Below are 19,902 nucleotides of genomic sequence, written 5' to 3' on the forward strand. Positions count from 1 at the left end.
AAAAATATCTTTATTAGAGACAAATATGTTATTTTTGCAATATGCTATTAGAAATCAAGAATTTATTTTTTTCCCATCGCCCAGAGCAAAGGCTTTTCCAGAATTTTAATCTTAAAGTTGAGGAAGGGAAAATCATCGCTTTAGCAGGTGAAAGCGGCTGTGGAAAATCTACTATTTTAAATTTAATTTACGGCCTTCTCGAATGGGAAAAAGGCCAAATCATTTTTAATGGCGCACCGATTTTGGGACCTACAAAAAATTTGGTTCCCGGCGAAGATCATATGAAACTGGTCGCTCAGAATTACGATCTGATGCCCTATTCTACGGTGGCAGATAATGTGGGGAAATTTATTTCCAATATCAATTTAAAAGAGAAAAAAGAAAGAGTTCAGGAACTTTTAACGGTGGTTGGACTTGAAGAATACGAAAACACATTACCCAAATATCTGAGTGGTGGACAAATGCAGAGAGTCGCCATTGCAAGAGCGCTTTCGGTAATGCCCAAGCTTTTATTACTAGATGAACCTTTCAGCAATATCGACTTTTCCAGAAAAATAGAACTGCGCGAACGGCTTTTTAATTACGTTCGGGAAAAGAATATTTCGCTCCTTATTTCGACACATGAAATCCAGGAAGTTATGCCTTGGCTGGATCAGATTATTGTTCTGCAAGGCGGACGGCTCATCCAAAATGATGATGCAGAAGAAACCTACAATAATCCTTACAATCAATATGTTGCGTCACTTTTCGGTGAGGTGAATGTTTTTTCGGAGGAAGAAAAATTAGAATTAAATATTTCTAAAAAGTTCTGGTATCCACACGAAATAACCATTTCAGATCATGGAAAAGAAGCCGAAGTTTTAGAAAGCCGTTTTGCCGGAAGCTGTTACTGGACGAAAATTTCCCTGAAAGGCAAACAACTGATTATTTACACCGCGGAAAAAGCGGAAGGTTTGATTAAAATCAATCTTTAAAAATAAAAAAAGCCGGGCCAATTCAGCGTTTGCAAATGGAGGCCTGACTTTTCTCAGTTCATTTTTATCTTTTGAAAATAATTCTTAGCTTTGTTATTCAAAACGTAAGGAAATTTTTGGTTAATTCTCTTTCTGCCCCTGAGACGAAATTAGTACGATTCCTTTGTGCAACTAGTCTTTGAAACGGAACCCTGTCCAAATTTTTCCTTTTTTTTTACGCCTTTTTCACAAATTCAGACTTCAAAGCCATTGATCCGAAGCCGTCGATTTTACAATCAATATTGTGGTCGCTGTCCGGGCGCAGTCTGATGTTTTTCACCTTGGTGCCTGCTTTTACCGGTTTTGGTGCACCTTTTACCGGTAAATCTTTGATTACCACGACCGAGTCGCCATTTTGTAATTCGTGTCCGTGGGCATCTAAAATTTTATCTTCATCAGCTGTTTCTCCCGGCGTCCATTCGTAGAAACACTGTGAACAAACCATTTTGCCATCCTGTTCATAAGTGAATTCCGACTGGCACTTCGGACATCCTATTGTATCGCTCATAATTATAATTTTTACAAAGATATTATTTAAATAAAGACATTACAAGCTGGCAGTGATTTCAACAATCCTGTTTCGTCATTCTTAAATTCTGAATGCAGATTTTATTCATAAAACCGCTGACCGGCTGCTGATTTTGAGCGCCAATCTTCAGCCTAAATTATTATCTTTGCTCCATGGATTTACAATACACCGTTCGCGAACCCGAAAACATCAACTCAAAAACGCCTTTACTTATTTTACTTCACGGTTACGGAAGCAATGAACAGGATTTATTCAGCTTTGTGCCCACGCTGCCGGAAGACTGGTTAATTGTCAGTTTCAGAGCACCTTTCAATACCAATTACGAGGGTTATTCCTGGTATGATATTGATTTAATGAATGAAGAAAACAGAATTGACGTTGCCCAAGCCAAACAATCAGAGCAGGCAATTTTGGAAAACATATTGAAAATCACCAATAAATATGGTTTAACAGAAAACCAAACCCATTTGTGCGGATTTTCCCAAGGCGGAATCCTGAGTTATGCACTGGCGCTGAATCATCCCGACTTATTCACAAAGGTTGCCTGTATGAGCTGTTATGCCGAAGAAAAACTATTAACAAACATTGTAAAAGATAAAAAGAAAATTGAAAAATTAAGATTCTTTATTTCTCACGGCACTGATGATGCGATAATCCCGCTGGACTGGGGGCGCAAAGCCGCGGACTTTTTATATGAGCTGGGCGCCTACTTTTCGTTCCGGGAATATATGAGCGGCCATGGCGTGAATCAGAAAAACTATATGGATCTGATGGATTTTTTCGGAAAATAATTTTTCAATATGAGAATTTTAAAACACATTAAATTCTATTTGGTATTCTTTGCGGGTTTGGTTACTCATTTGCAAAGTCAGGTTCTCATCACAATCACTTCCGTTCCCAAGGAAACTCCGGCAGATGCCAGGATCTTCATGCCAAATTCTCTGAATAACTGGATTCCCGACGATCCTGATTTTGAATTAAAAAAAGACAGCGCCGGAAATTATATTTTACAAATCCCTGAAAATAAAGGAACTTTAGAATACAAATTTACACAGGGAAATTGGGAAACAGCGGAAGGCGATCGCAATGGAAACAACTCTGACAACAGAAAACTCACCTTCAGCAAAAACGCTCAAAACGTTGAAAACAAAATACTTTCATGGGAACGTACCGCTGCAAAAAAGAACACTGCGACCGATAATGTACAAGTTTTAAGTGAAAATTTTAATATTCCACAGTTGAAGACCAGCCGCCGCATCTGGATTTATCTTCCACCACATTATGCGACTTCCACCAAAAAATATCCTGTCATTTATATGCAGGATGCACAGAATTTATTTAATGATGCCACTTCTTTTTCCGGTGAATGGAAGGTAGATAAAACTTTAAATCAGCTATTTGAGGAAGGAAACCGCGCTGCTATTGTGGTGGGAATTGAAAATGGTGGTGTAGAAAGGCTGAATGAATATTCGGCCTGGAACAACGCAAAATATGGTGGCGGAAAAGGCGACGCCTACACCGAATTTCTGGCAAAAACACTGAAACCTTATATCGATAAAAACTACCGAACTTTGCCACAGGCAAAAAACACAGCACTTATCGGAAGCTCGATGGGCGGTTTAATTTCGTTTTATGCAGGCTTGAAATATCCTGAAAAATTCGGAAAACTCGGGATTTTCAGTCCCAGTTTCTGGTTTGATTTTAAAGATTTAAATCTCTTTGTCAGCAAAAGTGCTAAAAATTTAAAAAACACTCAATTTTATTTTCTCGCGGGCGTCAAAGAATCGGAAGAAATGGTTTCAGATATTGAAAAGGTCATTCCGGTTTTAATTAAAAAAGGAGTTCCGCCAGAGCATATCAAAACTAAATTTGATGAAGACGGAACCCATTCCGAATCCTATTGGTCGCGCGAATTCGGAGCTGCTTATCTGTGGCTGTTTAAAAATTAAAGGTAGATTTTCTTTCTTTAAATTGCATTTAAACTTAAGGTTCAATCACCGTAGAATTTTTCACTTCCTTGATCATAAAAGAACTTTGGGTACTGGCAATGTGCTGCAGATTCGTGAGCTTTCCCACCATAAATTCACGATATTCCTGAATATCCCGAACACAGATTTTGAGGATATAATCGTAATCTCCAGAGACATGAAAACATTCTAACACTTCCGGAAACTGCGTGATTTCCCGTTCAAACTGCGAGATATATTCCTTCTTATGCTGAACCAGTTTTACATGACATAAAACGATGAAGTTTTTCTGAATTTTTTCGGTATTCAATAAAGCCACATATTTCCTGATAACCTGGTGTTTCTCAAGTTTTTTAATCCGTTCAAATACAGCGGTAACCGATAAATCCAATTCATTGGCCAATTGTTTGGTGGTTTTTTTGGCATCATTCTGCAGTAAAATCAGTAATTTTTTATCTTTTGTATCCAACATGAAATGAAATATTTTCGGTTATTACTTTTATTATTCCTCAAATATAAAATTAAAATCTATAAATGATTCAAACAACCGATTTATTTTCTTATTTTATTTTAAATCATTGCATTTAAGTTTAAAAACGTTCACTTTTATCAAAACAAAAATTACTATTATGGAAAACTTTGATGCAGCCAATAATATTCAGGATCTGCAATATTTTGGAGAGTTCGGTGGCGTAAACCCTTCTATATCTGATAGTTCTACTTATACTTTTCTTTCTGCAAAAACCATGTTCGACACTTTCGAAGGAAAAACAGAAGGTTGTTATTTATACTCACGCCATTCCACACCAAGCAATCTTTATTTGAGTCAGGCACTGGCCCAGATGGAAGGCACGGAAAGCGCCAATGTTACCGCATCTGGTATGGGGGCAATCACCTCTACCCTTTTTCAGCTTTGCAAAGCTGGCGATCATATTATTTCGAGCCGCACCATTTATGGCGGCACATATGCATTTATGAAAAATTTTCTACATGATTACAATATCAAAACTTCCTTTGTCGATATCACCGATTTGTCTGCCGTGGAAAATGCCATTACTGAAAACACGAAAGTTCTTTTCTGTGAAACGGTAAGCAATCCACTTTTAGAAATAGCAGATCTTTTTGAACTGGCTAAACTGGCTAAAAAGCATAATCTTCAATTGGTTGTTGACAATACCTTTTCACCGCTTTCAATCAGTCCGCAAACTCTGGGAGCAGACATTACGATTCACAGTTTAACAAAATTCATTAACGGGAGCAGTGATGCCGTTGCCGGAGTTGTTTGCGCATCAGCTCAGTTCATTAATGATTTAAAAGATGTGAATTCGGGAGCCTGCATGCTACTGGGTCCAACTTTAGACAGTTTCCGCGCAGCGAGCATTCTTAAAAACCTGAGAACGCTTCATATCAGAATGAAGAAACACAGTGAGAATGCGCAGTATCTGGCCGAACAATTTGAGAACGACGGACTGACGGTAAAATATCCCGGCTTAAAAAGCCACAAACAACACGAACTTTTCAAAAACATGATGAATCCGGAATATGGTTTCGGCGGTTTATTGACACTGGATGTGCAAACCATGAAAAGAGCCAACGAGTTGATGGAGTTGATGCAAAAAGAAAATCTTGGTTATCTGGCGGTAAGTCTCGGCTTTTATAAAACTTTGTTCTCGTGCTCGGGAAGTTCAACTTCATCTGAAATCCCGGAAGCAGAACAGAAAGAAATGGGACTTTCTGAAGGTTTAATCAGAATGTCAATCGGTTTAGACCATGATATCAAAAGAACGTACGGGAAAATGAAATGGTGCATGCAACAGGTTGGCATCCTGAGTTAAAATTTTTATAATGATGAAATGTTAATTTAATTTCTTGATGAAAACAACCACAACTTCAGTGGTTGTTTTTTTCCATCTAAATGGCTGAGCTGCTGAGCAGCGCAATTACCCATTTAAAATTTATTCGAAATATCAATCAAAACTGTTCGGATGTTTCTTCTGAATTTCCGAAACGGTTCCCAACACTTTATCTTTCAAAGTATCCTGATAGCTTTCTAATTTTTTTGAAACTTGTTCATCGGCGCTTCCAATAATTTTAGCAGCCAAAATTCCGGCATTCATCGCCCCATTCAACGCAACCGTCGCAACCGGAATTCCCGACGGCATTTGCAAAATCGAAAGCACAGAATCCCAACCATCAATGGAATTGGAGGATAAAATCGGCACGCCAATTACAGGTAAAGTGGTACAACTGGCCACCATTCCGGGAAGATGAGCCGCGCCGCCTGCTCCGGCAATAATCACTTTTAACCCGCGGGATTTTGCCGTTTTTGCATATTCAAACATTCTTTCCGGAGTTCGGTGTGCGGAAACCACCGTTAATTCGTAAGGAATTTCCAGAGATTTCAGAAAATCCGCTGCCTGTTCCATAATTGTCAAATCGCTTTGACTTCCCATGATGATTCCGACCATTTTTAGTATAAATTTTAAGGTTTAAAGATAAGAAAATTTGAGGTTTTAGCCGGGAAACTTTGAAGACTTTGAATTTTCAGAATTCGCAATTGAATTCCCCACCCAAAATCCCGTACTGAAACACGCCTGCAAAAGATAACCACCAGTAGGCGCTTCCCAGTCGATCATTTCTCCGGCACAAAAAACATCTGGAAACTTTTTCAATTCGAGATTTGAATCCAGTTCAGAAAACGCAACGCCGCCAGCGGTAGAAATCACTTCGTCGATCGGGCGGAAACTGAAAACTTCTATCGGAAATTTTTTAATCATTTTTGATAAAATTTCGACATCGGTGTAGGTTTCTTTGTCTAATGTTTTTAAAAGATTAATGGCAGTGGTGGATAATTTTAAATTTCTTTTTAAAACCGGACTTATTTTGTCGGACCTTTTTAATTCTGATAGAATTTCACTTCCTGTTAAATTGGGTTTCAGATCAATATGAATGGTCACAGGAAAATCATGTTTTCTGGTAAAACGGTTCAAATAATAAATCGGGCTTCCCTCGATACCATATTTGGTGAATACGATTTCGCCGGTTTTACTTTGATCATCAAAAGAAACTTTGATGTTTTTCAGATATTGTCCTTGCAGCAAATGATATTTTTCGGAAGTATTATATCCGGAATTTGCAGATTGCAATGGAATTATTGCTATGTTTTTTGACTTTAGAATTTCTACCCATTTTGCATCAGAGCCTGTTTTTTTCCAGGAACCTCCACCCATGGTTAAAATTAATTTTGAATATTTGAAAGTTACATTTTTGTCATTATTTTGGAGATAAACTGAAGAATCATCAAAATCGATAAATGTATATTCATAATGGATTTCCACACCAATTTTTTCCAGATGATTCAACCACGCCTTTAAAACCTGAATCGGTTTGAAATTTTTGGTCGGAAAAATCTTGCCTGAACTTCCGACATAAGTTGTGATCCCAAGATCTGAAAGCCACTGAATTACTTTTTGATTATCAAATTGGCGCACAATTTCCTGAATTTCCGGGGCTTCATATTTCTCTAAAAAAGAGTCGGTTTCTTCACTGTGTGTCAAATTAAATCCGCCGTTTCCGGCGACCAAAAATTTTCTGGCGGCCGCTTTATTCTGCTCATAAACCTGAACTTTATAGCCTTTTTCGGCTAAAATCTGTGCCGCCATTAATCCGGCTGGACCGGCTCCAATAATGATTATTTGATCTTCGCTCATGTTGCAACAATGCGGATTTTTTTTGATGACAACGGAAATTTCATCGTATAGTTACCCTTCATGATTTCCAATCTTTATAAGGATGAGTCACCAAATTTGAATTATAATATTTTTCGTCTCCCGTTACTTCGCTATCGATCCAGTCAGGAAGAGTGAAGATTTCATCTTCGCTTGTCAATTCGATTTCTGCCACGAGAAGTCCGGTGTTATTTCCCAAAAACTCATCAACTTCCCAAACGTGTTGGCCAACGGATATTTTGAATCTGATTTTGGAAAGTTCCGCCACGCAAAACTGATCCAGCAGTTCTTTGGCTTCACCGACAGGAATTTCATATTCGTATTCCGCTCTTGTTGCACCAACCGAAATTCCTTTAATGGTAAGAAATCCTTTATCAGAAGTTTGTCGCACGCGAATTGTTTTATTGGGATCGGTCAGCAAATAACCCTGTCTGTAAAATTCACCGCCTGGTTTTTCGACCTGCTGCCATTTGGTTTTGTTGACTAAAAATTTTCTTTCTATTTCTATTCCCATCTTGAGATTGTTCTAAAGTTATATTTATTTTCTTACAGACTTTATGCTTGTTTTTCTCAAGTCTTTTTATTCCTTTTCTTACTATTTAATTCTGAAAATTTCACTTAATCATAATGAAATCTACACTTAGCAATCAAGATATCATCTTCTTGAAATTTATAAATCAAGCGGTGTTCATCATCGATTCTTCTCGACCAAAATCCAGCGTATTTGTGTTTCAGCGGTTCTGGCTTTCCGATGCCTTCAAAAGGAGTTCGTGAAATATCCTTTAACAAATCATTTATCCGTTTCAGTTTTTTCTTATCGATTTTTTGCCAGTACAAATAATCCTCCCAGGATTCATCCACGAAAATATATTTCATCTTATTCTTCGATTAATTCCTTAGAATAAGATTTTCCAATTTTCAATTTCTCGATGGCAGCATCTAATCGCATCTCATTCTTACGCGAAGACAGCTCGTAATTGGTTGCCATCAAAGAATTGTATTCTTCCAAGGACATTACAACGATTCCAGAATCTTTGCCACGATTAATGATCAAGGTTTCAAAGTTTTTTGAAACGCGGTCTAAATAGGATTTGATATCTTTTCTAAAATCAGAAACACTAGTGATAAACATAATTATGCGTTTTTATTTGTACAAATTTACGTACAAAAAACAGATTGTGCAATTTTAAAAAGTTGAAATACAATTGCTTTATATTTTCTCCGAAGACCAAAATTAACAAGGATAATTTTCAACAATGTGCCCTCATCTTTGTTCAATTCTCCCATAAAATCTACCTTTGCACGACTGCAAAAAACATTTTTTTAGCGATATTATTAATTTCACCAAATACAATTCTACACTTTTCATGTTCAAAGATCCCAAATTAGTACTCGCAATCATTACCGTGGCTTTGGTTTGGGGAACGACATTTTTAGGAATCCGGATTGCGGTAGAAACGATTCCGCCTTGGTTTGTCGCCGGAATCCGTCAGTTTTTAGCCGGGATTATTTTATTGGTATATCTGCTGTTTTCAAAAAACTTAAGATGGATTGGCTGGAAAAATTTAAAAAATCAAATTATCCTCGCCTCTCTAATGCTAATCGTCGCCAACGGAATGACGACCGTCGCCGAAAAACATTTGACCAGCAGTTTGGCCTCGCTCATCAGCTCCACTTCTCCACTTCTGGTGTTTATTTTGAGTCTGTTTTTCAGTTTACAAAAATTTACTTTTCGAGGTTTAATTGGCGTGCTTTTAGGATTTTCGGGAATCTTGCTGATCTTCAAAAACGGCCTGCAGGATTTACTCAACGCAGAATATAGAATGGGAATCATTTACATGTTTTTTGCCATTTTCGGTTGGGCATTTGGAACGATCTTCTCAAAAAAAATGAATCATCAGCCGCAGAATATATCGCTCAATCTTTTTTATCAGTTTAGTTTCGCCGGTATTGTTCAGATTATTTTCGGATTTCTTTTGTCGGAAAACATCAATATTTACAGCTGGACGTTGAAGAGTTTGTCTGCTACGGTTTATCTCGCCCTGTTTGGTTCTGTGATTGCTTTTTTTGCATTTCATTTCGCATTAAAAAGAATTTCACCGATCCAGATTTCGATCCTTTCTTACGTGAATACGATTATTGCGATTTTTCTGGGTTGGCTGGTTTTAAACGAGCCTATTTCACTTCAGTTCATTGTCGCGGCAGCACTGATTATCACCGGAGTTTTCATCACCAATTACAAACCGGGAATGTTTAAAAAAGCCTGATTCCTTTTTAATTGGACGCCTTTCCATCTGAAATTATTCTCAGCTTTGTCGAAGGAATTCCTTTTTTTTTGAAGTCACATTTCATATTACAAAAGAAAGAGTTCCGTTCAAAATCGTCGCATATTCTTATAAAACAACGTTTCATTTTAGTAAAAAAGAGCTTTTTTGAATCAAAAAAATCAGACAGAATATTTTAAGGAAAGGTCCTTCAGATAATTATCAACCTTCATTAAATGGGTACCGAACCACGAAAACGCTTCGCCGTCAACTAAGATGATTTCTTTTGTCGGCATTTCTTTCTGAAGTTCATCGATATGTTTCTGCTGAAATGGAAATGGCTCCGAAGAGAGAAAAATAAGATCTGCTTCCTTCAGTTCTTCCACCGAAATTTCGGGATATCTTTTTCTGTTTTTAAATAAATTTTCAAATCCTGATTCCTGTAAAACTTCATTAATAAAGGTATCAGAACCTACGGTCATATAAGGATTCCTCCAAATTAAATAGGCGATTTTTTTCGGTGAAGAAACTTTAATATCATTAAAAACAGAATTGATTTTCTGATTAAAATTTTGTGCAGAAATCTCTTTATTTAAAAGGCTTCCGAGCTCAGAAATGAAATTTTGATTATCTTCTAAAGTTTCGATATCGGTGACCCAAACTTTAAAATATTTCATCAGTTCTTCAACTTGAAGTTTTTCATTTTCTTCTTTATTGGCAATGATTAAATCAGGTTGCAGTGATTTAATTTTTTCAATATTTAAATTTTTAGTTCCACCGATAATTTCCACATTTCTCATCAGATTCAGAGGATGAATGCAGAATTTTGTGCGCCCGATAACTTCATCAGCCGTTAAGCCAAAATCAAATAATGTTTCGGTAATACTGGGAACCAGCGAAATGATTTTCATGAAAGTTAAAGTAATTTACCCGCCAGAAACATTCCGGCGACGGTGAAGTAGATAATCAAACCGGTTACATCGACCAATGTCGCTACGAAAGGTGCAGAAGAAGTCGCAGGATCGAGTTTGAATTTTTTCAAAACAAATGGAATCATCGAGCCCGAAAGGGTACCCCACAATATTATTAATAAGAGGGAAACCGCGATACTGAACGCAATATAAATCCAGTGTTCGCCGTAATCATACAAACCTGTTTCCTGCCAGATCATGATTCTGATAAAACCGATAACTCCCAGAATTCCCCCGAGGAAAACTCCGGAGACAATTTCTTTCCGCATGACGTACCACCAGTCTTTCAACCCGATTTCCTGGAGCGCCATGGCACGGATGATCAAGGTTGCCGCCTGAGAACCGGAGTTCCCGCCACTGGAAATAATTAAGGGTACAAATAAAGCAAGCACCACTGCTTTTTCGATTTCATGTTCGAAAAATCCCATGGCCGACGCCGTTAACATTTCAGAAAAGAAAAGAATCACCAGCCAGGTTCCTCTTTTTTTGATCATCTCCGTCCATGAAGTTTGGGTATAAGGCATATCGAGCGCATCAACACCCCCGAATCTCTGAATATCTTCGGTATTTTGTGCTTCGATCTGATCCAAAATATCATCGATGGTTACGATCCCCACCAGAACGCCACTTTCTGTGACAATCGGCAAAGCAGACCGGTCATATTTTTCGAAATAGGTGACCGCATCTTCTTTTGTAGTGGTGGTGGTAATGGCAACAAAGTGATTATCGGTAATTTCTGAAATCAGCGTATCTTCTTCTGCCAATAACAGGGAACCGATTGCGATATCGTCTACCAGGCGGTTTCTTTCATCAACCACATAAAGATGGTTCATGGTTTCTACCTTTTTACCTACTTTTTTTATCTGTTGAAAACATCTTTTTACCGTCCATTCTTTCCGGATCTGAATATAATATGGCGTCATCAGACGCGCAATGGAATCTACGTGATACCCCAAAAGCTTCAGTGCAATTCTTCTTTCCTGAGGGTTAAGATGATTGATGGAATATCTGATCAGTTCATCAGGAAAGTCCTCTAAAAGTGCGGTTCTGTCATCCGGACTCATGGCGTTCAGAATCTCAGAAACCTCCTCACTGCCGATTCCGCGAATGGTTTCTTCCTGGAAATCCGGATCCAAATGTGAGAATACATCTGCTTTGTATTCCTTCGGAACTTTTAGAAATGCCAAAAGACGCTCATCAGCACGAAGTTGGCTGAGCATTTCTGCAATATCCTGCGGATTAAAAATAAGATCCTGAGTTTCCAAAGAGGGTATTTATTAAGATGTGCAAAAGTAACGAAAATAAAAAAGATAGGGAATTAAAAAAAATGTGTTTTTGAGAATTAATGGGTATTTCCATCCATTAACAATTCAATTCAAACAAAATGGATAATATCGGCAAACGGTTATCATTCCGGCTGATCGCAAGTAAAACTTAAAAAAAATTTCTTACCAACGCGCTGACCTTCTCTTTCCAGCAATTCTATTCACAGTATTTTTAAAAAACAGTAAAACATTCAATGCCAAACCCTTAATTAAGTTTCGTTAGTTAAAAACAATAATTCTTGTTTTCACGCTTGTTGTGAGTTCAAATTTTCGCATTAAATCTTAAAAAATTTAACTTTCCTTTACAATACTTTCAGAGACAAATTTCCTAAATTTACGTCATGAAAACCTTTGGCAGAGATTTACTCACAAAAATACAGCAGGCAAAACTTCAGGGTGAAGCAGCGCACGAAATTTATTCACCTCCCTATCGGCCGCTTTATTCTTACGATGAAATTTTAACAAAAAATCCAAAATTCGCGGCTGTCAATATTTTATTATATTTAAAAAATAACGAATGGTATCTGCCACTCATCGTGCGCAGCGAAAATGAACGTGACCGGCACAGTGGTCAAATTTCTTTACCCGGCGGAAAAAAAGAAGATTTTGATGCTGATTTTGGAGCAACTGCCAAACGCGAAACTTCAGAAGAAGTAGGAATTGAGGGACATTATATTAGAATTATCCGCGAGCTTTCGCCCATTTATATTCCACCGAGCAATTTTTACGTGAAAGCGTTTGTTTCTTACACCAGGAAAAATCCCGAGTTTATTCTTCAGCAAAGTGAAGCAGTTGAATTAATTGAATTTCCGATCTCCTCTATATTAAATCTGGATAACGAACCGGAAATGAGAATCTTACCAAGTTCCCGCGGTGTGAAAGTTCCGGTAATTGATTTCAACGGTTATATCATCTGGGGCGCGACTTCGATGATATTAAGCGAGTTTAGTCAGTTGCTGAAAAATTTGTAAATTCGCGGACTATGTTAATTAGATAATGGCCAAGAAAAATATTTTCACGGATGCCTTTGGTAATCTGTATTTCCTGAAAAGACTGATTATTTTCGTCTTAGGAATGATTTCCTACAGAAGGTTCAATGGTTTTAATAAACTGAAGATTTCCGGTACTGAAAACCTGGTTGATCTTCCGGATTCCAATGTCCTTTTCGTCTCAAATCACCAGACGTATTTTGCAGATGTTGCTGCGATGTATCACGCTTTTTGTGCGGTAAACAATGGTTATTTAAACTCCATTAAAAATCCGATTTATCTGCTCAATCCAAAAGTAGATTTCTATTACGTTGCGGCTGAAGAAACCATGAATAAAGGTTTGATGACCAAACTCTTTAAACTGGCAGGCGCGGTTACGGTAAAAAGAACATGGCGGGCAGAAGGGCACAACGTGAACAGAATGGTGGATTTAACTGAGGTAGAAAACATCATGAAAGCTCTCGACAACGGTTGGGTAATTACCTTTCCACAGGGCACAACTTCAGCTTTTGCACAAGGTAGGAAAGGAACAGCTAAACTGGTTAAAAACCAAAAGCCAATTGTGATCCCCATAAAAATAAACGGTTTTCGCCGTGCATTCGACAAGAAAGGTTTGCGGGTAAAAGTGACAGGCTGTACACCAACGATGGAATTCAAACCTGCTCTGGATATCGATTATGAGAAGGACGACTCGAGGACCATTATGCATAAAATCATGGTGGCGATAGAGCAAACCGAGGATTTCAACGTTCTTCATGATTACGATGAAGAGCGCAAAGCGCAGAAAAACGAAGTTAAAAGTTAATACTGGTTTATTATGAAAAAAATGATTTTTGTCTTTCTACTCATTATTGCAGTAGGATGCAGCAGCAGTGATCAAAACAAATATTCTGATTTCGACTACAGTTTTGCGCGAAGTGGCGGCATCTCGCCAATTTATGAAAACTTACTTATTAAAGGGAATAAAGTTCATTATTCATTTGAAGGACAGGGAAAGAATATTAAAAAAAACTTTACCATTTCTAATGAAGATTTGATAACAATAGAAAACACACTTACTGAAAATAAGTTTACCAAAATTCAGGAGGATTACAAAAAATTATACGATAATATTTCTGTTGAAATCAATATTAAAAAAGGAAATAATGCAGGTAATAAAAGCGATGCTTCTTTAATTATGCAAAAAAACCAACAGCATTGGGAAAAAATCGTCAGCGCTTTTCAGCAGATCATCAACAAGAATATCAAAACCGAATCCTAACAACAATTCGCCCCTACTGATGGAAAATCTCTTCGAGGAATCAAAAAACAAAACAAGAGTTCTCATTCTAAGTACCCAACCTTCTGTAGCCAGATTATTACGGGAAGTACTCCAGTTCCACGGAAAAGATTTTGACTTTTATGCAGAAAACGGTGTTTTCACCAATTCAAATAATGATTTTGTTATCGTTGAAACTTCAGATCTTGCAAAAGCAACTTTATTTAAACCGAATATCGTTCTGATCAGTTCTGAAATATCCGGTGAGGAGGTAATTTCTGTTTTGGAAAACATTATTCCGGGCGGTATTTTGGTCTACGATGCAAGCCTAGCTGAAACCGTAGAAAAATCATTGAACTTTTTCAGAAAATTAGAATATTCGGGAACCAATTTTTCAAAATCCAATTCTCATTTTACTTTGCAGACCAATATTGGGGCAATTCCCATTTCGTCTTCTGATGAAAATTTAATTAAAAATATAGACGGTATCAAATTACTTTCTCAACAGTTTGGCGTGATGGAAGAGGATTTCTACGAACCGGTGATGAATTTTGAATAGAATGCCAATTACTATAGCAAGAAAATTCGTGAATCCGTGGCAAATAATTAAAATAAGAAGCCACAAATGCACGAAAGAAATCTGCAGAACCTCTAACATATAATTCCAATTACTGTAGCAAGAAAATTCGTGAATCCGTGGCAAATAATTAAAATAAGAAGCCACAAATGCACGAATAAGAAATCTGCAGAATCTCTACCATAAACTTGCAATTACTGCGGCAAAAAAATTCGTGAATTCATGGGAAATAATTAAAATAAAAAGCCACGAATTCACGAACAAAAAACATGCAACGTTTCCAGCATGGACGTCCACAAAAAATTCGTGAATCCGTGGCTAAAAATTAAAAGAAATTCGTGAATCCGCGGCAAGAAAAAATTCATTAATTTTATCAATCTAAAATTGTAAAAAAATGAGTTATCAGAAATCCGGGAAAATTCCCGCGAAAAGACATACGGTTTTCAAATCACCGGATAATCACTTTTACTACGAGCAGTTGTTCGGGACTGAAGGATTCCACGGTATTTCCTCTCTCTTATATCATATTCACCGGCCAACACAGATTAAATCAATCAGCGAACCGAAAGATGTAAGTCCGAAAATTGCGGTTGCCAAAAACGTTACTCCACGGATGTTTAAAGGAATGAACGTTGCTCCGGAAAATGATTTCCTGGAAAGCCGAAAGATCTTATTGGTCAACAACGACCTCAAGCTGGGACTTGCAAAACCGAAAAAATCAACCGATTATTTTTATAAAAATGCTGAATGTGACGAACTTCTTTTTATTCACGAAGGAAGCGGAACACTGAAAACTTTTCTGGGAAACCTTGATTTTTCTTATGGTGATTATTTAATTATTCCAAGAGGAACCATCTACTCCATCGAGTTTAAAGATGAAAAAAACACGCTTCTTTTCATCGAAAGTCACTCGCCGATCTATACGCCAAAGCGCTACCGAAATGAGTTCGGCCAAATGCTGGAACACGCGCCTTTTTGCGAGAGAGATATGATCGCGCCTACTTTTGTAGAACCGATTGACGAAAAAGGAGAATTTTTAATTAAAGTAAAAAAAGAAGATCAAATCTGGGATTTCATTTATGCCACGCATCCATTTGATGTTGTCGGTTGGGACGGTTATTTTTATCCTTATAAATTCAATATCAAAAACTTCGAGCCGATTACGGGTCGCGTACATTTGCCGCCACCGATTCATCAGAATTTCGAAGCGCACAATTTCGTGGTTTGTTCGTTCGTTGCCAGAATGTACGATTATCATCCACTGGCCATTCCGGCACCGTATAATCATTCCAATATCGATTCGGATGAAGTTCTGTTTTACACCGAAGGAGACTTTATGAGCCGCAATCATATTGATTTAATGGACTTCACCCTTCATCCGGGCGGAGTTGTGCACGGCCCACATCCCGGCGCGATGGAACGCAGCATCGGCAAAAAATCCACCGAAGAATTTGCCGTAATGGTTGATCCGTTCCGACCTTTTAAAATTACCGAAGAAGCGATGAAAGTAGAAGATCCTTCTTACAAAACTTCCTGGCTTGAGGATGAAGATCATCATTTATATGATCGCAGCCAGGAATAATTTTTCTTATGACTTTTATCAAAACTGATTTTGCTCATTTCAAATCTGAAATGAAAGAATTACTTTTGAGAAGTAAACAACAGCAATTAAAAAAATAAAAATATGGTTCAGTATGTAAGCGCCGAAGAAGCAGTTTCATTAATTAAAAGTGGTGACCGGATATTTTCTCACGGCAGCGCCTGCACGCCCAATCTTTTGATCAGCGAACTGGCCAATCAGGCTGGCCGCCTAAGGGATATAGAATTCGTTTCGATTACGCAGCAGGGAAATGTGGAAGTAGCGAAACCTCAATATAAAGACAGTTTCTATATCAATTCACTTTTCGTTTCGACGCCCGTTCGGGAAGCGGTAAATTCTGACCGGGGCGATTTCGTACCTGTTTTTTTAAGTGAAATCCCTCTACTTTTTAAAAGAGGAATACTGTCGCTGGATGTTGCGATGGTAACTGTTTCTCCACCAGATGCTCACGGATACTGCACTTTGGGAACCTCGGTAGATGTGGCAAGAAGTGCCGTAGATACTGCAAAAATAATCATCGCACAGGTAAACCCGAGAATGCCGAGAACTCACGGTGACGGGATGATTCATTATTCGAAAATCCACCGAATGGTATGGCACGAAGAAGAGTTACTAACCATCGATTACGGCGCAAAAGTAGGTGCCGATGAAATGCTGATTGGCAAAAATGTGGCAGAATTAATTGATGACAGATCCACTTTGCAAATGGGAATCGGAACTATTCCTGATGCTGTTCTTAAATGTCTTCATAACCATAAAGATCTGGGAATTCACACCGAAATGATTAGTGATGGGATTGTAGATTTGGTCACAAATGATATCATTACTAATAAATTTAAAGGAACCCATTGTAACAGAACAATTACCAGTTTCGCCTTTGGAACAAGAAAATTGTACGATTATATCGATGACAACCCATCCTTTGAATTTATGGATGTGGAGCATGTGAATTATCCGATCAACATCATGAAAAACAAAAAAATGGTTGCGATTAATTCCGCCATTGAAATTGATTTAACAGGGCAGGTTTGTGCAGATTCTATTGGAACCTATCAGTTTAGTGGGATCGGCGGTCAAATGGATTTCATGCGTGGCGCAGCACTTTCTGATGGTGGCAAACCAATTATTGCCATTTCTTCAAGGACCAAAAAAGGAATCCCGAGAATTGCTCCTTTCCTTAAACAAGGCGCAGGAGTGGTAACTACCAGAGGACACATACATTATGTAGTAACCGAATATGGCGTCGCTTACCTGTATGGTAAAAATTTACGTCAAAGAGCAAAAGCATTAATTGAAATCGCCCATCCTGATGACAGAGAAATGCTTGACGCAGCAGCTTTTGAAAGATTTAAAGTATTGATTTAAAAAAAATAAACCCTTATAAATTCTCTCTAAAATTGAAGATTTATTGTTCATCGTAGTTTTATGCTGAATCATGGTTTTTTTGAAAAAAATTATTAAATAATCACTGATGTATCCATATCAGCTAAAGAATACTATATTTGTGAAACAAAAACATCTGATTTGGAAAAAATCTATAACGCAATAAAAGGAGACATCAGGAGTCATCCTGAGGTTAATTCATCACTTTTGGGAATAGTTGATGACTGGAAAAGAAGCCAGTATGTTATTCTGGCAGATCTTATCTCCAAACATCTGGCTAAGTCTCCGATATTAACTGAGGAGAAAAGGCTAAGTCTGGGAACTACGATTTCACCGATTACCTTACAGCGCTTCTATGAAAACGAATATCAGATAAAGACGCATAATGATCTGCGATTTATCAAAACACTGGATAAACTTTGCATCTTTCTGGGCAAAACTGATCTGAATGATTATATTCATAAAAATTTTCAAAAAGACGACAGTGCACCAAATGATGACGGCAATACTTATCTATCTGATAAAGAATTGGTCACTAAGTTCTGCCAGTTTCAGTTTGATGCGCTGAAACATTTGCCCGCAATCAATGTGGCGGAATTTTCAACAATAGTCTGTAAAGATTCACCCATATTAGAACGCACCACTCAATATCTTCAGGAAAAAGGAAATAAGAATCTGGTTTTTGTTACCGAAAATAACCGTTCAAACTACGAGATTTTTCAAATCACTAAAATCTCAGAAGATCCGGAACTTAAAGTAATTAAAACACGGGAATTTTGGAATTTGGTTTTTAAAGATGATAAAGAAAACAGCTACGTTGTCCATCATTTGAATACGCAGTTTTATTTTATAAAAAACCTTGATAACCATTGGAAAATCTGGGACAATTTCAATCCCGATTATGGCAATATTTTAAAAATAAACTAAGCCTCAGAACTGGGCTTAGTTTAAATCATTTGTGTTCTTAGAATCGTCGAGGCTCTACGCTTAGTATTGCAAATATATGTTGAATGATCAGGAAATTTTAGACTTAAAAAAACTTAAAAAAACATATCAGTATTTGCATTTTATTTCACACCGTTTTAGTACTCCTGAAATTTTTGTACTTTGCAATATCTAAAAAAGAATAAAATGTCAACACTTACATTTGCCGAGAAGATCGCTCAAGCAGAGAATTTCCTGCCGATTAACGGAACAGATTATATCGAATTTTATGTCGGAAATGCCAAGCAGGCAGCCCATTTTTACAAAACAGCTTTTGGTTTTCAGTCGTTAGCTTATGCCGGACCGGAAACAGGGATCAGAGACCGTGCTTCTTATGTTTTGCAACAGGGCAAAATTCGACTCGTACTAACTTCCGGACTCAATTCTGATTCCCCGATTTGTGAACATCAGAAAAAACATGGCGATGGCGTAAAAGTTCTCGCGCTTTGGGTAGATGATGCTTATTCGGCTTTCGAAGAAACCACCAAACGCGGCGCCAAACCTTATCTGGAACCGACTACGCTCACCGATGAAAACGGCGAAGTAAGAATGTCCGGAATCTACACTTATGGTGAAACCGTTCACATGTTTGTAGAACGTAAAAATTATACCGGTGAATTTATGCCGGGTTTCCAAAAATGGGAAAGTGATTATGCGCCAGCTGATGTAGGGCTTTTATATGTAGATCATTGCGTTGGAAATGTCGGCTGGGACAGAATGCTTCCGGTCGTAAAATGGTACGAAGAGGTGATGGGATTTGTGAATATTCTAAGTTTTGACGACAAACAAATCAACACCGAATATTCTGCCCTGATGTCTAAAGTAATGAGCAACGGAAACGGTTTTGCAAAATTCCCGATCAATGAACCTGCGGAAGGAAAGAAAAAATCTCAGGTAGAAGAATATCTGGATTTTTACGAAGACGAAGGTGTTCAGCATATCGCAGTGGCCACCAAAGACATCATCAAAACGGTTGTAGAATTAAAAGCAAGAGGAATCGAATTTCTTTCTGCTCCTCCAGAAGCGTATTACGAAATGGTTCCCGAAAGAGTTGGCCATATCGATGAAGATTTAAAGAGACTTCAGGAACTGGGAATATTAATCGATCATGACGAAGAAGGTTATTTACTTCAGATTTTCACCAAACCGGTGGAAGACCGCCCTACCCTTTTCTTCGAAATTATCGAAAGACATGGCGCGCAAAGTTTCGGTGCCGGAAATTTCAAAGCCCTATTTGAAGCCCTGGAAAGAGAACAGGAAAAAAGAGGAAATCTTTAAAATATTAATCTAAAATTGCCGCTAACTTCAAATTAA

The 19,902-nt window shown here is 37.7% G+C and carries 22 protein-coding genes; 13 read left to right on the forward strand and 9 right to left on the reverse strand.

What is annotated here, in order from left to right:
* The first annotated feature begins 41 nt into the window (after positions 1 to 41).
* Positions 42 to 974, forward strand: a complete 933-nt coding sequence (locus QF004_RS06815; RefSeq protein WP_307424275.1) for a sulfate/molybdate ABC transporter ATP-binding protein — start codon at positions 42 to 44, stop codon at positions 972 to 974.
* Positions 975 to 1,188: 214 nt separating this feature from the next.
* On the opposite strand, the gene QF004_RS06820 is transcribed toward QF004_RS06815, so the two are convergent.
* On the reverse strand, positions 1,189 to 1,521 hold the full coding sequence (locus tag QF004_RS06820) for a zinc ribbon domain-containing protein YjdM (RefSeq protein ID WP_133438745.1): 333 nt from the start codon (positions 1,519 to 1,521) through the stop codon (positions 1,189 to 1,191).
* Between the two features lie 173 nt (positions 1,522 to 1,694).
* Here QF004_RS06820 and QF004_RS06825 point away from each other — a divergent pair, with 173 nt between their 5' ends.
* Both QF004_RS06825 and QF004_RS06830 read left to right on the forward strand, forming a co-directional pair.
* Positions 1,695 to 2,333, forward strand: coding sequence for an alpha/beta hydrolase (locus QF004_RS06825; RefSeq protein WP_133438746.1), 639 nt, complete (start codon positions 1,695 to 1,697; stop codon positions 2,331 to 2,333).
* A gap of 9 nt (positions 2,334 to 2,342) precedes the next feature.
* Complete coding sequence (locus QF004_RS06830) at positions 2,343 to 3,491, forward strand: alpha/beta hydrolase (RefSeq protein ID WP_307424280.1); 1,149 nt, start codon at positions 2,343 to 2,345, stop codon at positions 3,489 to 3,491.
* 34 nt (positions 3,492 to 3,525) lie between these two features.
* Here the strand turns inward: QF004_RS06830 and QF004_RS06835 are convergent, their stop codons facing one another.
* Positions 3,526 to 3,981: an Lrp/AsnC family transcriptional regulator gene (locus QF004_RS06835; protein WP_307424283.1), complete on the reverse strand. Its 456-nt coding sequence runs from the start codon at positions 3,979 to 3,981 to the stop codon at positions 3,526 to 3,528.
* A 157-nt stretch (positions 3,982 to 4,138) separates the two neighbouring features.
* Here QF004_RS06835 and QF004_RS06840 point away from each other — a divergent pair, with 157 nt between their 5' ends.
* A complete protein-coding gene (locus tag QF004_RS06840) occupies positions 4,139 to 5,344 on the forward strand; it encodes an aminotransferase class I/II-fold pyridoxal phosphate-dependent enzyme (protein ID WP_307424286.1) in 1,206 nt (401 codons plus the stop codon).
* 132 nt (positions 5,345 to 5,476) lie between these two features.
* On the opposite strand, the gene purE is transcribed toward QF004_RS06840, so the two are convergent.
* The 5 genes from purE to QF004_RS06865 all read right to left on the reverse strand — a co-directional run bounded on the left by purE (position 5,477) and on the right by QF004_RS06865 (position 8,369).
* Entirely contained in the window at positions 5,477 to 5,977 is a 501-nt protein-coding gene (purE, locus tag QF004_RS06845) for a 5-(carboxyamino)imidazole ribonucleotide mutase (protein ID WP_307424289.1), read from the reverse strand.
* Positions 5,978 to 6,022: 45 nt separating this feature from the next.
* Positions 6,023 to 7,219 carry a TIGR03862 family flavoprotein gene (locus QF004_RS06850; RefSeq protein ID WP_307424291.1) on the reverse strand — a complete coding sequence of 399 codons (1,197 nt, stop codon included), beginning with the start codon at positions 7,217 to 7,219 and terminating at the stop codon, positions 6,023 to 6,025.
* Positions 7,220 to 7,277: 58 nt separating this feature from the next.
* Entirely contained in the window at positions 7,278 to 7,751 is a 474-nt protein-coding gene (locus QF004_RS06855; RefSeq protein WP_307424294.1) for a CYTH domain-containing protein, read from the reverse strand.
* 104 nt (positions 7,752 to 7,855) lie between these two features.
* The gene (locus QF004_RS06860) at positions 7,856 to 8,113 is read right to left on the reverse strand and encodes a Txe/YoeB family addiction module toxin (protein ID WP_133438753.1); all 258 of its coding nucleotides are present in this window, start codon (positions 8,111 to 8,113) and stop codon (positions 7,856 to 7,858) included.
* A gap of 1 nt (position 8,114) precedes the next feature.
* The gene (locus QF004_RS06865) at positions 8,115 to 8,369 is read right to left on the reverse strand and encodes a type II toxin-antitoxin system Phd/YefM family antitoxin (RefSeq protein ID WP_307424299.1); all 255 of its coding nucleotides are present in this window, start codon (positions 8,367 to 8,369) and stop codon (positions 8,115 to 8,117) included.
* 235 nt (positions 8,370 to 8,604) lie between these two features.
* Between QF004_RS06865 and QF004_RS06870 the strand changes: the two genes are divergently transcribed.
* Complete coding sequence (locus tag QF004_RS06870; RefSeq protein ID WP_307424302.1) at positions 8,605 to 9,504, forward strand: DMT family transporter; 900 nt, start codon at positions 8,605 to 8,607, stop codon at positions 9,502 to 9,504.
* 179 nt (positions 9,505 to 9,683) lie between these two features.
* Here QF004_RS06870 and QF004_RS06875 read toward each other — a convergent pair whose 3' ends face one another.
* Together QF004_RS06875 and mgtE are read right to left on the reverse strand one after the other, a co-directional pair.
* Positions 9,684 to 10,412 (reverse strand): ABC transporter substrate-binding protein, encoded by a 729-nt coding sequence (locus tag QF004_RS06875; RefSeq protein ID WP_307424305.1) that lies wholly within the window; start codon positions 10,410 to 10,412, stop codon positions 9,684 to 9,686.
* Between the two features lie 5 nt (positions 10,413 to 10,417).
* On the reverse strand, positions 10,418 to 11,737 hold the full coding sequence (gene mgtE, locus QF004_RS06880) for a magnesium transporter (protein ID WP_307424309.1): 1,320 nt from the start codon (positions 11,735 to 11,737) through the stop codon (positions 10,418 to 10,420).
* Between the two features lie 401 nt (positions 11,738 to 12,138).
* Between mgtE and QF004_RS06885 the strand changes: the two genes are divergently transcribed.
* From QF004_RS06885 to hppD, 8 genes are all read left to right on the forward strand, one after another.
* Entirely contained in the window at positions 12,139 to 12,768 is a 630-nt protein-coding gene (locus QF004_RS06885; protein WP_307424313.1) for a CoA pyrophosphatase, read from the forward strand.
* A 25-nt stretch (positions 12,769 to 12,793) separates the two neighbouring features.
* On the forward strand, positions 12,794 to 13,591 hold the full coding sequence (locus QF004_RS06890) for a 1-acyl-sn-glycerol-3-phosphate acyltransferase (protein ID WP_307424316.1): 798 nt from the start codon (positions 12,794 to 12,796) through the stop codon (positions 13,589 to 13,591).
* Positions 13,592 to 13,603: 12 nt separating this feature from the next.
* The gene (locus tag QF004_RS06895; protein ID WP_133438760.1) at positions 13,604 to 14,047 is read left to right on the forward strand and encodes a hypothetical protein; all 444 of its coding nucleotides are present in this window, start codon (positions 13,604 to 13,606) and stop codon (positions 14,045 to 14,047) included.
* A gap of 19 nt (positions 14,048 to 14,066) precedes the next feature.
* Entirely contained in the window at positions 14,067 to 14,603 is a 537-nt protein-coding gene (locus tag QF004_RS06900; RefSeq protein ID WP_133438761.1) for a hypothetical protein, read from the forward strand.
* A 412-nt stretch (positions 14,604 to 15,015) separates the two neighbouring features.
* Positions 15,016 to 16,203, forward strand: coding sequence for a homogentisate 1,2-dioxygenase (locus tag QF004_RS06905; RefSeq protein ID WP_307424322.1), 1,188 nt, complete (start codon positions 15,016 to 15,018; stop codon positions 16,201 to 16,203).
* Between the two features lie 102 nt (positions 16,204 to 16,305).
* The gene (locus QF004_RS06910; protein WP_133438763.1) at positions 16,306 to 17,586 is read left to right on the forward strand and encodes an acetyl-CoA hydrolase/transferase family protein; all 1,281 of its coding nucleotides are present in this window, start codon (positions 16,306 to 16,308) and stop codon (positions 17,584 to 17,586) included.
* Between the two features lie 159 nt (positions 17,587 to 17,745).
* Complete coding sequence (locus QF004_RS06915; RefSeq protein WP_133438764.1) at positions 17,746 to 18,531, forward strand: hypothetical protein; 786 nt, start codon at positions 17,746 to 17,748, stop codon at positions 18,529 to 18,531.
* 204 nt (positions 18,532 to 18,735) lie between these two features.
* Complete coding sequence (gene hppD / locus QF004_RS06920; protein WP_133438765.1) at positions 18,736 to 19,866, forward strand: 4-hydroxyphenylpyruvate dioxygenase; 1,131 nt, start codon at positions 18,736 to 18,738, stop codon at positions 19,864 to 19,866.
* Positions 19,867 to 19,902 lie beyond the last annotated feature (36 nt).

The sequence above is a fragment of the Chryseobacterium sp. MDT2-18 genome, from assembly GCF_030815285.1.
Classification (GTDB): Bacteria; Bacteroidota; Bacteroidia; order Flavobacteriales; family Weeksellaceae; genus Kaistella; species Kaistella salivictor.

Bases quoted from the DNA above. Each gene is read 5' to 3' on its own strand.
- QF004_RS06905 (WP_307424322.1), top strand. From the start codon at position 15,016: ATGAGTTATCAGAAATCCGGGAAAATTCCCGCGAAAAGACATACGGTT.
- QF004_RS06870 (WP_307424302.1), top strand. From the start codon at position 8,605: ATGTTCAAAGATCCCAAATTAGTACTCGCAATCATTACCGTGGCTTTG.
- QF004_RS06865 (WP_307424299.1), bottom strand. From the start codon at position 8,369: ATGTTTATCACTAGTGTTTCTGATTTTAGAAAAGATATCAAATCCTAT.
- QF004_RS06885 (WP_307424313.1), top strand. From the start codon at position 12,139: ATGAAAACCTTTGGCAGAGATTTACTCACAAAAATACAGCAGGCAAAA.
- QF004_RS06895 (WP_133438760.1), top strand. From the start codon at position 13,604: ATGAAAAAAATGATTTTTGTCTTTCTACTCATTATTGCAGTAGGATGC.
- QF004_RS06900 (WP_133438761.1), top strand. From the start codon at position 14,067: ATGGAAAATCTCTTCGAGGAATCAAAAAACAAAACAAGAGTTCTCATT.
- QF004_RS06850 (WP_307424291.1), bottom strand. From the start codon at position 7,219: ATGAGCGAAGATCAAATAATCATTATTGGAGCCGGTCCAGCCGGATTA.
- QF004_RS06840 (WP_307424286.1), top strand. From the start codon at position 4,139: ATGGAAAACTTTGATGCAGCCAATAATATTCAGGATCTGCAATATTTT.
- QF004_RS06855 (WP_307424294.1), bottom strand. From the start codon at position 7,751: ATGGGAATAGAAATAGAAAGAAAATTTTTAGTCAACAAAACCAAATGG.
- QF004_RS06825 (WP_133438746.1), top strand. From the start codon at position 1,695: ATGGATTTACAATACACCGTTCGCGAACCCGAAAACATCAACTCAAAA.
- QF004_RS06830 (WP_307424280.1), top strand. From the start codon at position 2,343: ATGAGAATTTTAAAACACATTAAATTCTATTTGGTATTCTTTGCGGGT.
- purE (WP_307424289.1), bottom strand. From the start codon at position 5,977: ATGGTCGGAATCATCATGGGAAGTCAAAGCGATTTGACAATTATGGAA.
- hppD (WP_133438765.1), top strand. From the start codon at position 18,736: ATGTCAACACTTACATTTGCCGAGAAGATCGCTCAAGCAGAGAATTTC.
- QF004_RS06820 (WP_133438745.1), bottom strand. From the start codon at position 1,521: ATGAGCGATACAATAGGATGTCCGAAGTGCCAGTCGGAATTCACTTAT.
- QF004_RS06910 (WP_133438763.1), top strand. From the start codon at position 16,306: ATGGTTCAGTATGTAAGCGCCGAAGAAGCAGTTTCATTAATTAAAAGT.
- QF004_RS06875 (WP_307424305.1), bottom strand. From the start codon at position 10,412: ATGAAAATCATTTCGCTGGTTCCCAGTATTACCGAAACATTATTTGAT.
- QF004_RS06890 (WP_307424316.1), top strand. From the start codon at position 12,794: ATGGCCAAGAAAAATATTTTCACGGATGCCTTTGGTAATCTGTATTTC.
- QF004_RS06835 (WP_307424283.1), bottom strand. From the start codon at position 3,981: ATGTTGGATACAAAAGATAAAAAATTACTGATTTTACTGCAGAATGAT.
- QF004_RS06815 (WP_307424275.1), top strand. From the start codon at position 42: ATGCTATTAGAAATCAAGAATTTATTTTTTTCCCATCGCCCAGAGCAA.
- QF004_RS06860 (WP_133438753.1), bottom strand. From the start codon at position 8,113: ATGAAATATATTTTCGTGGATGAATCCTGGGAGGATTATTTGTACTGG.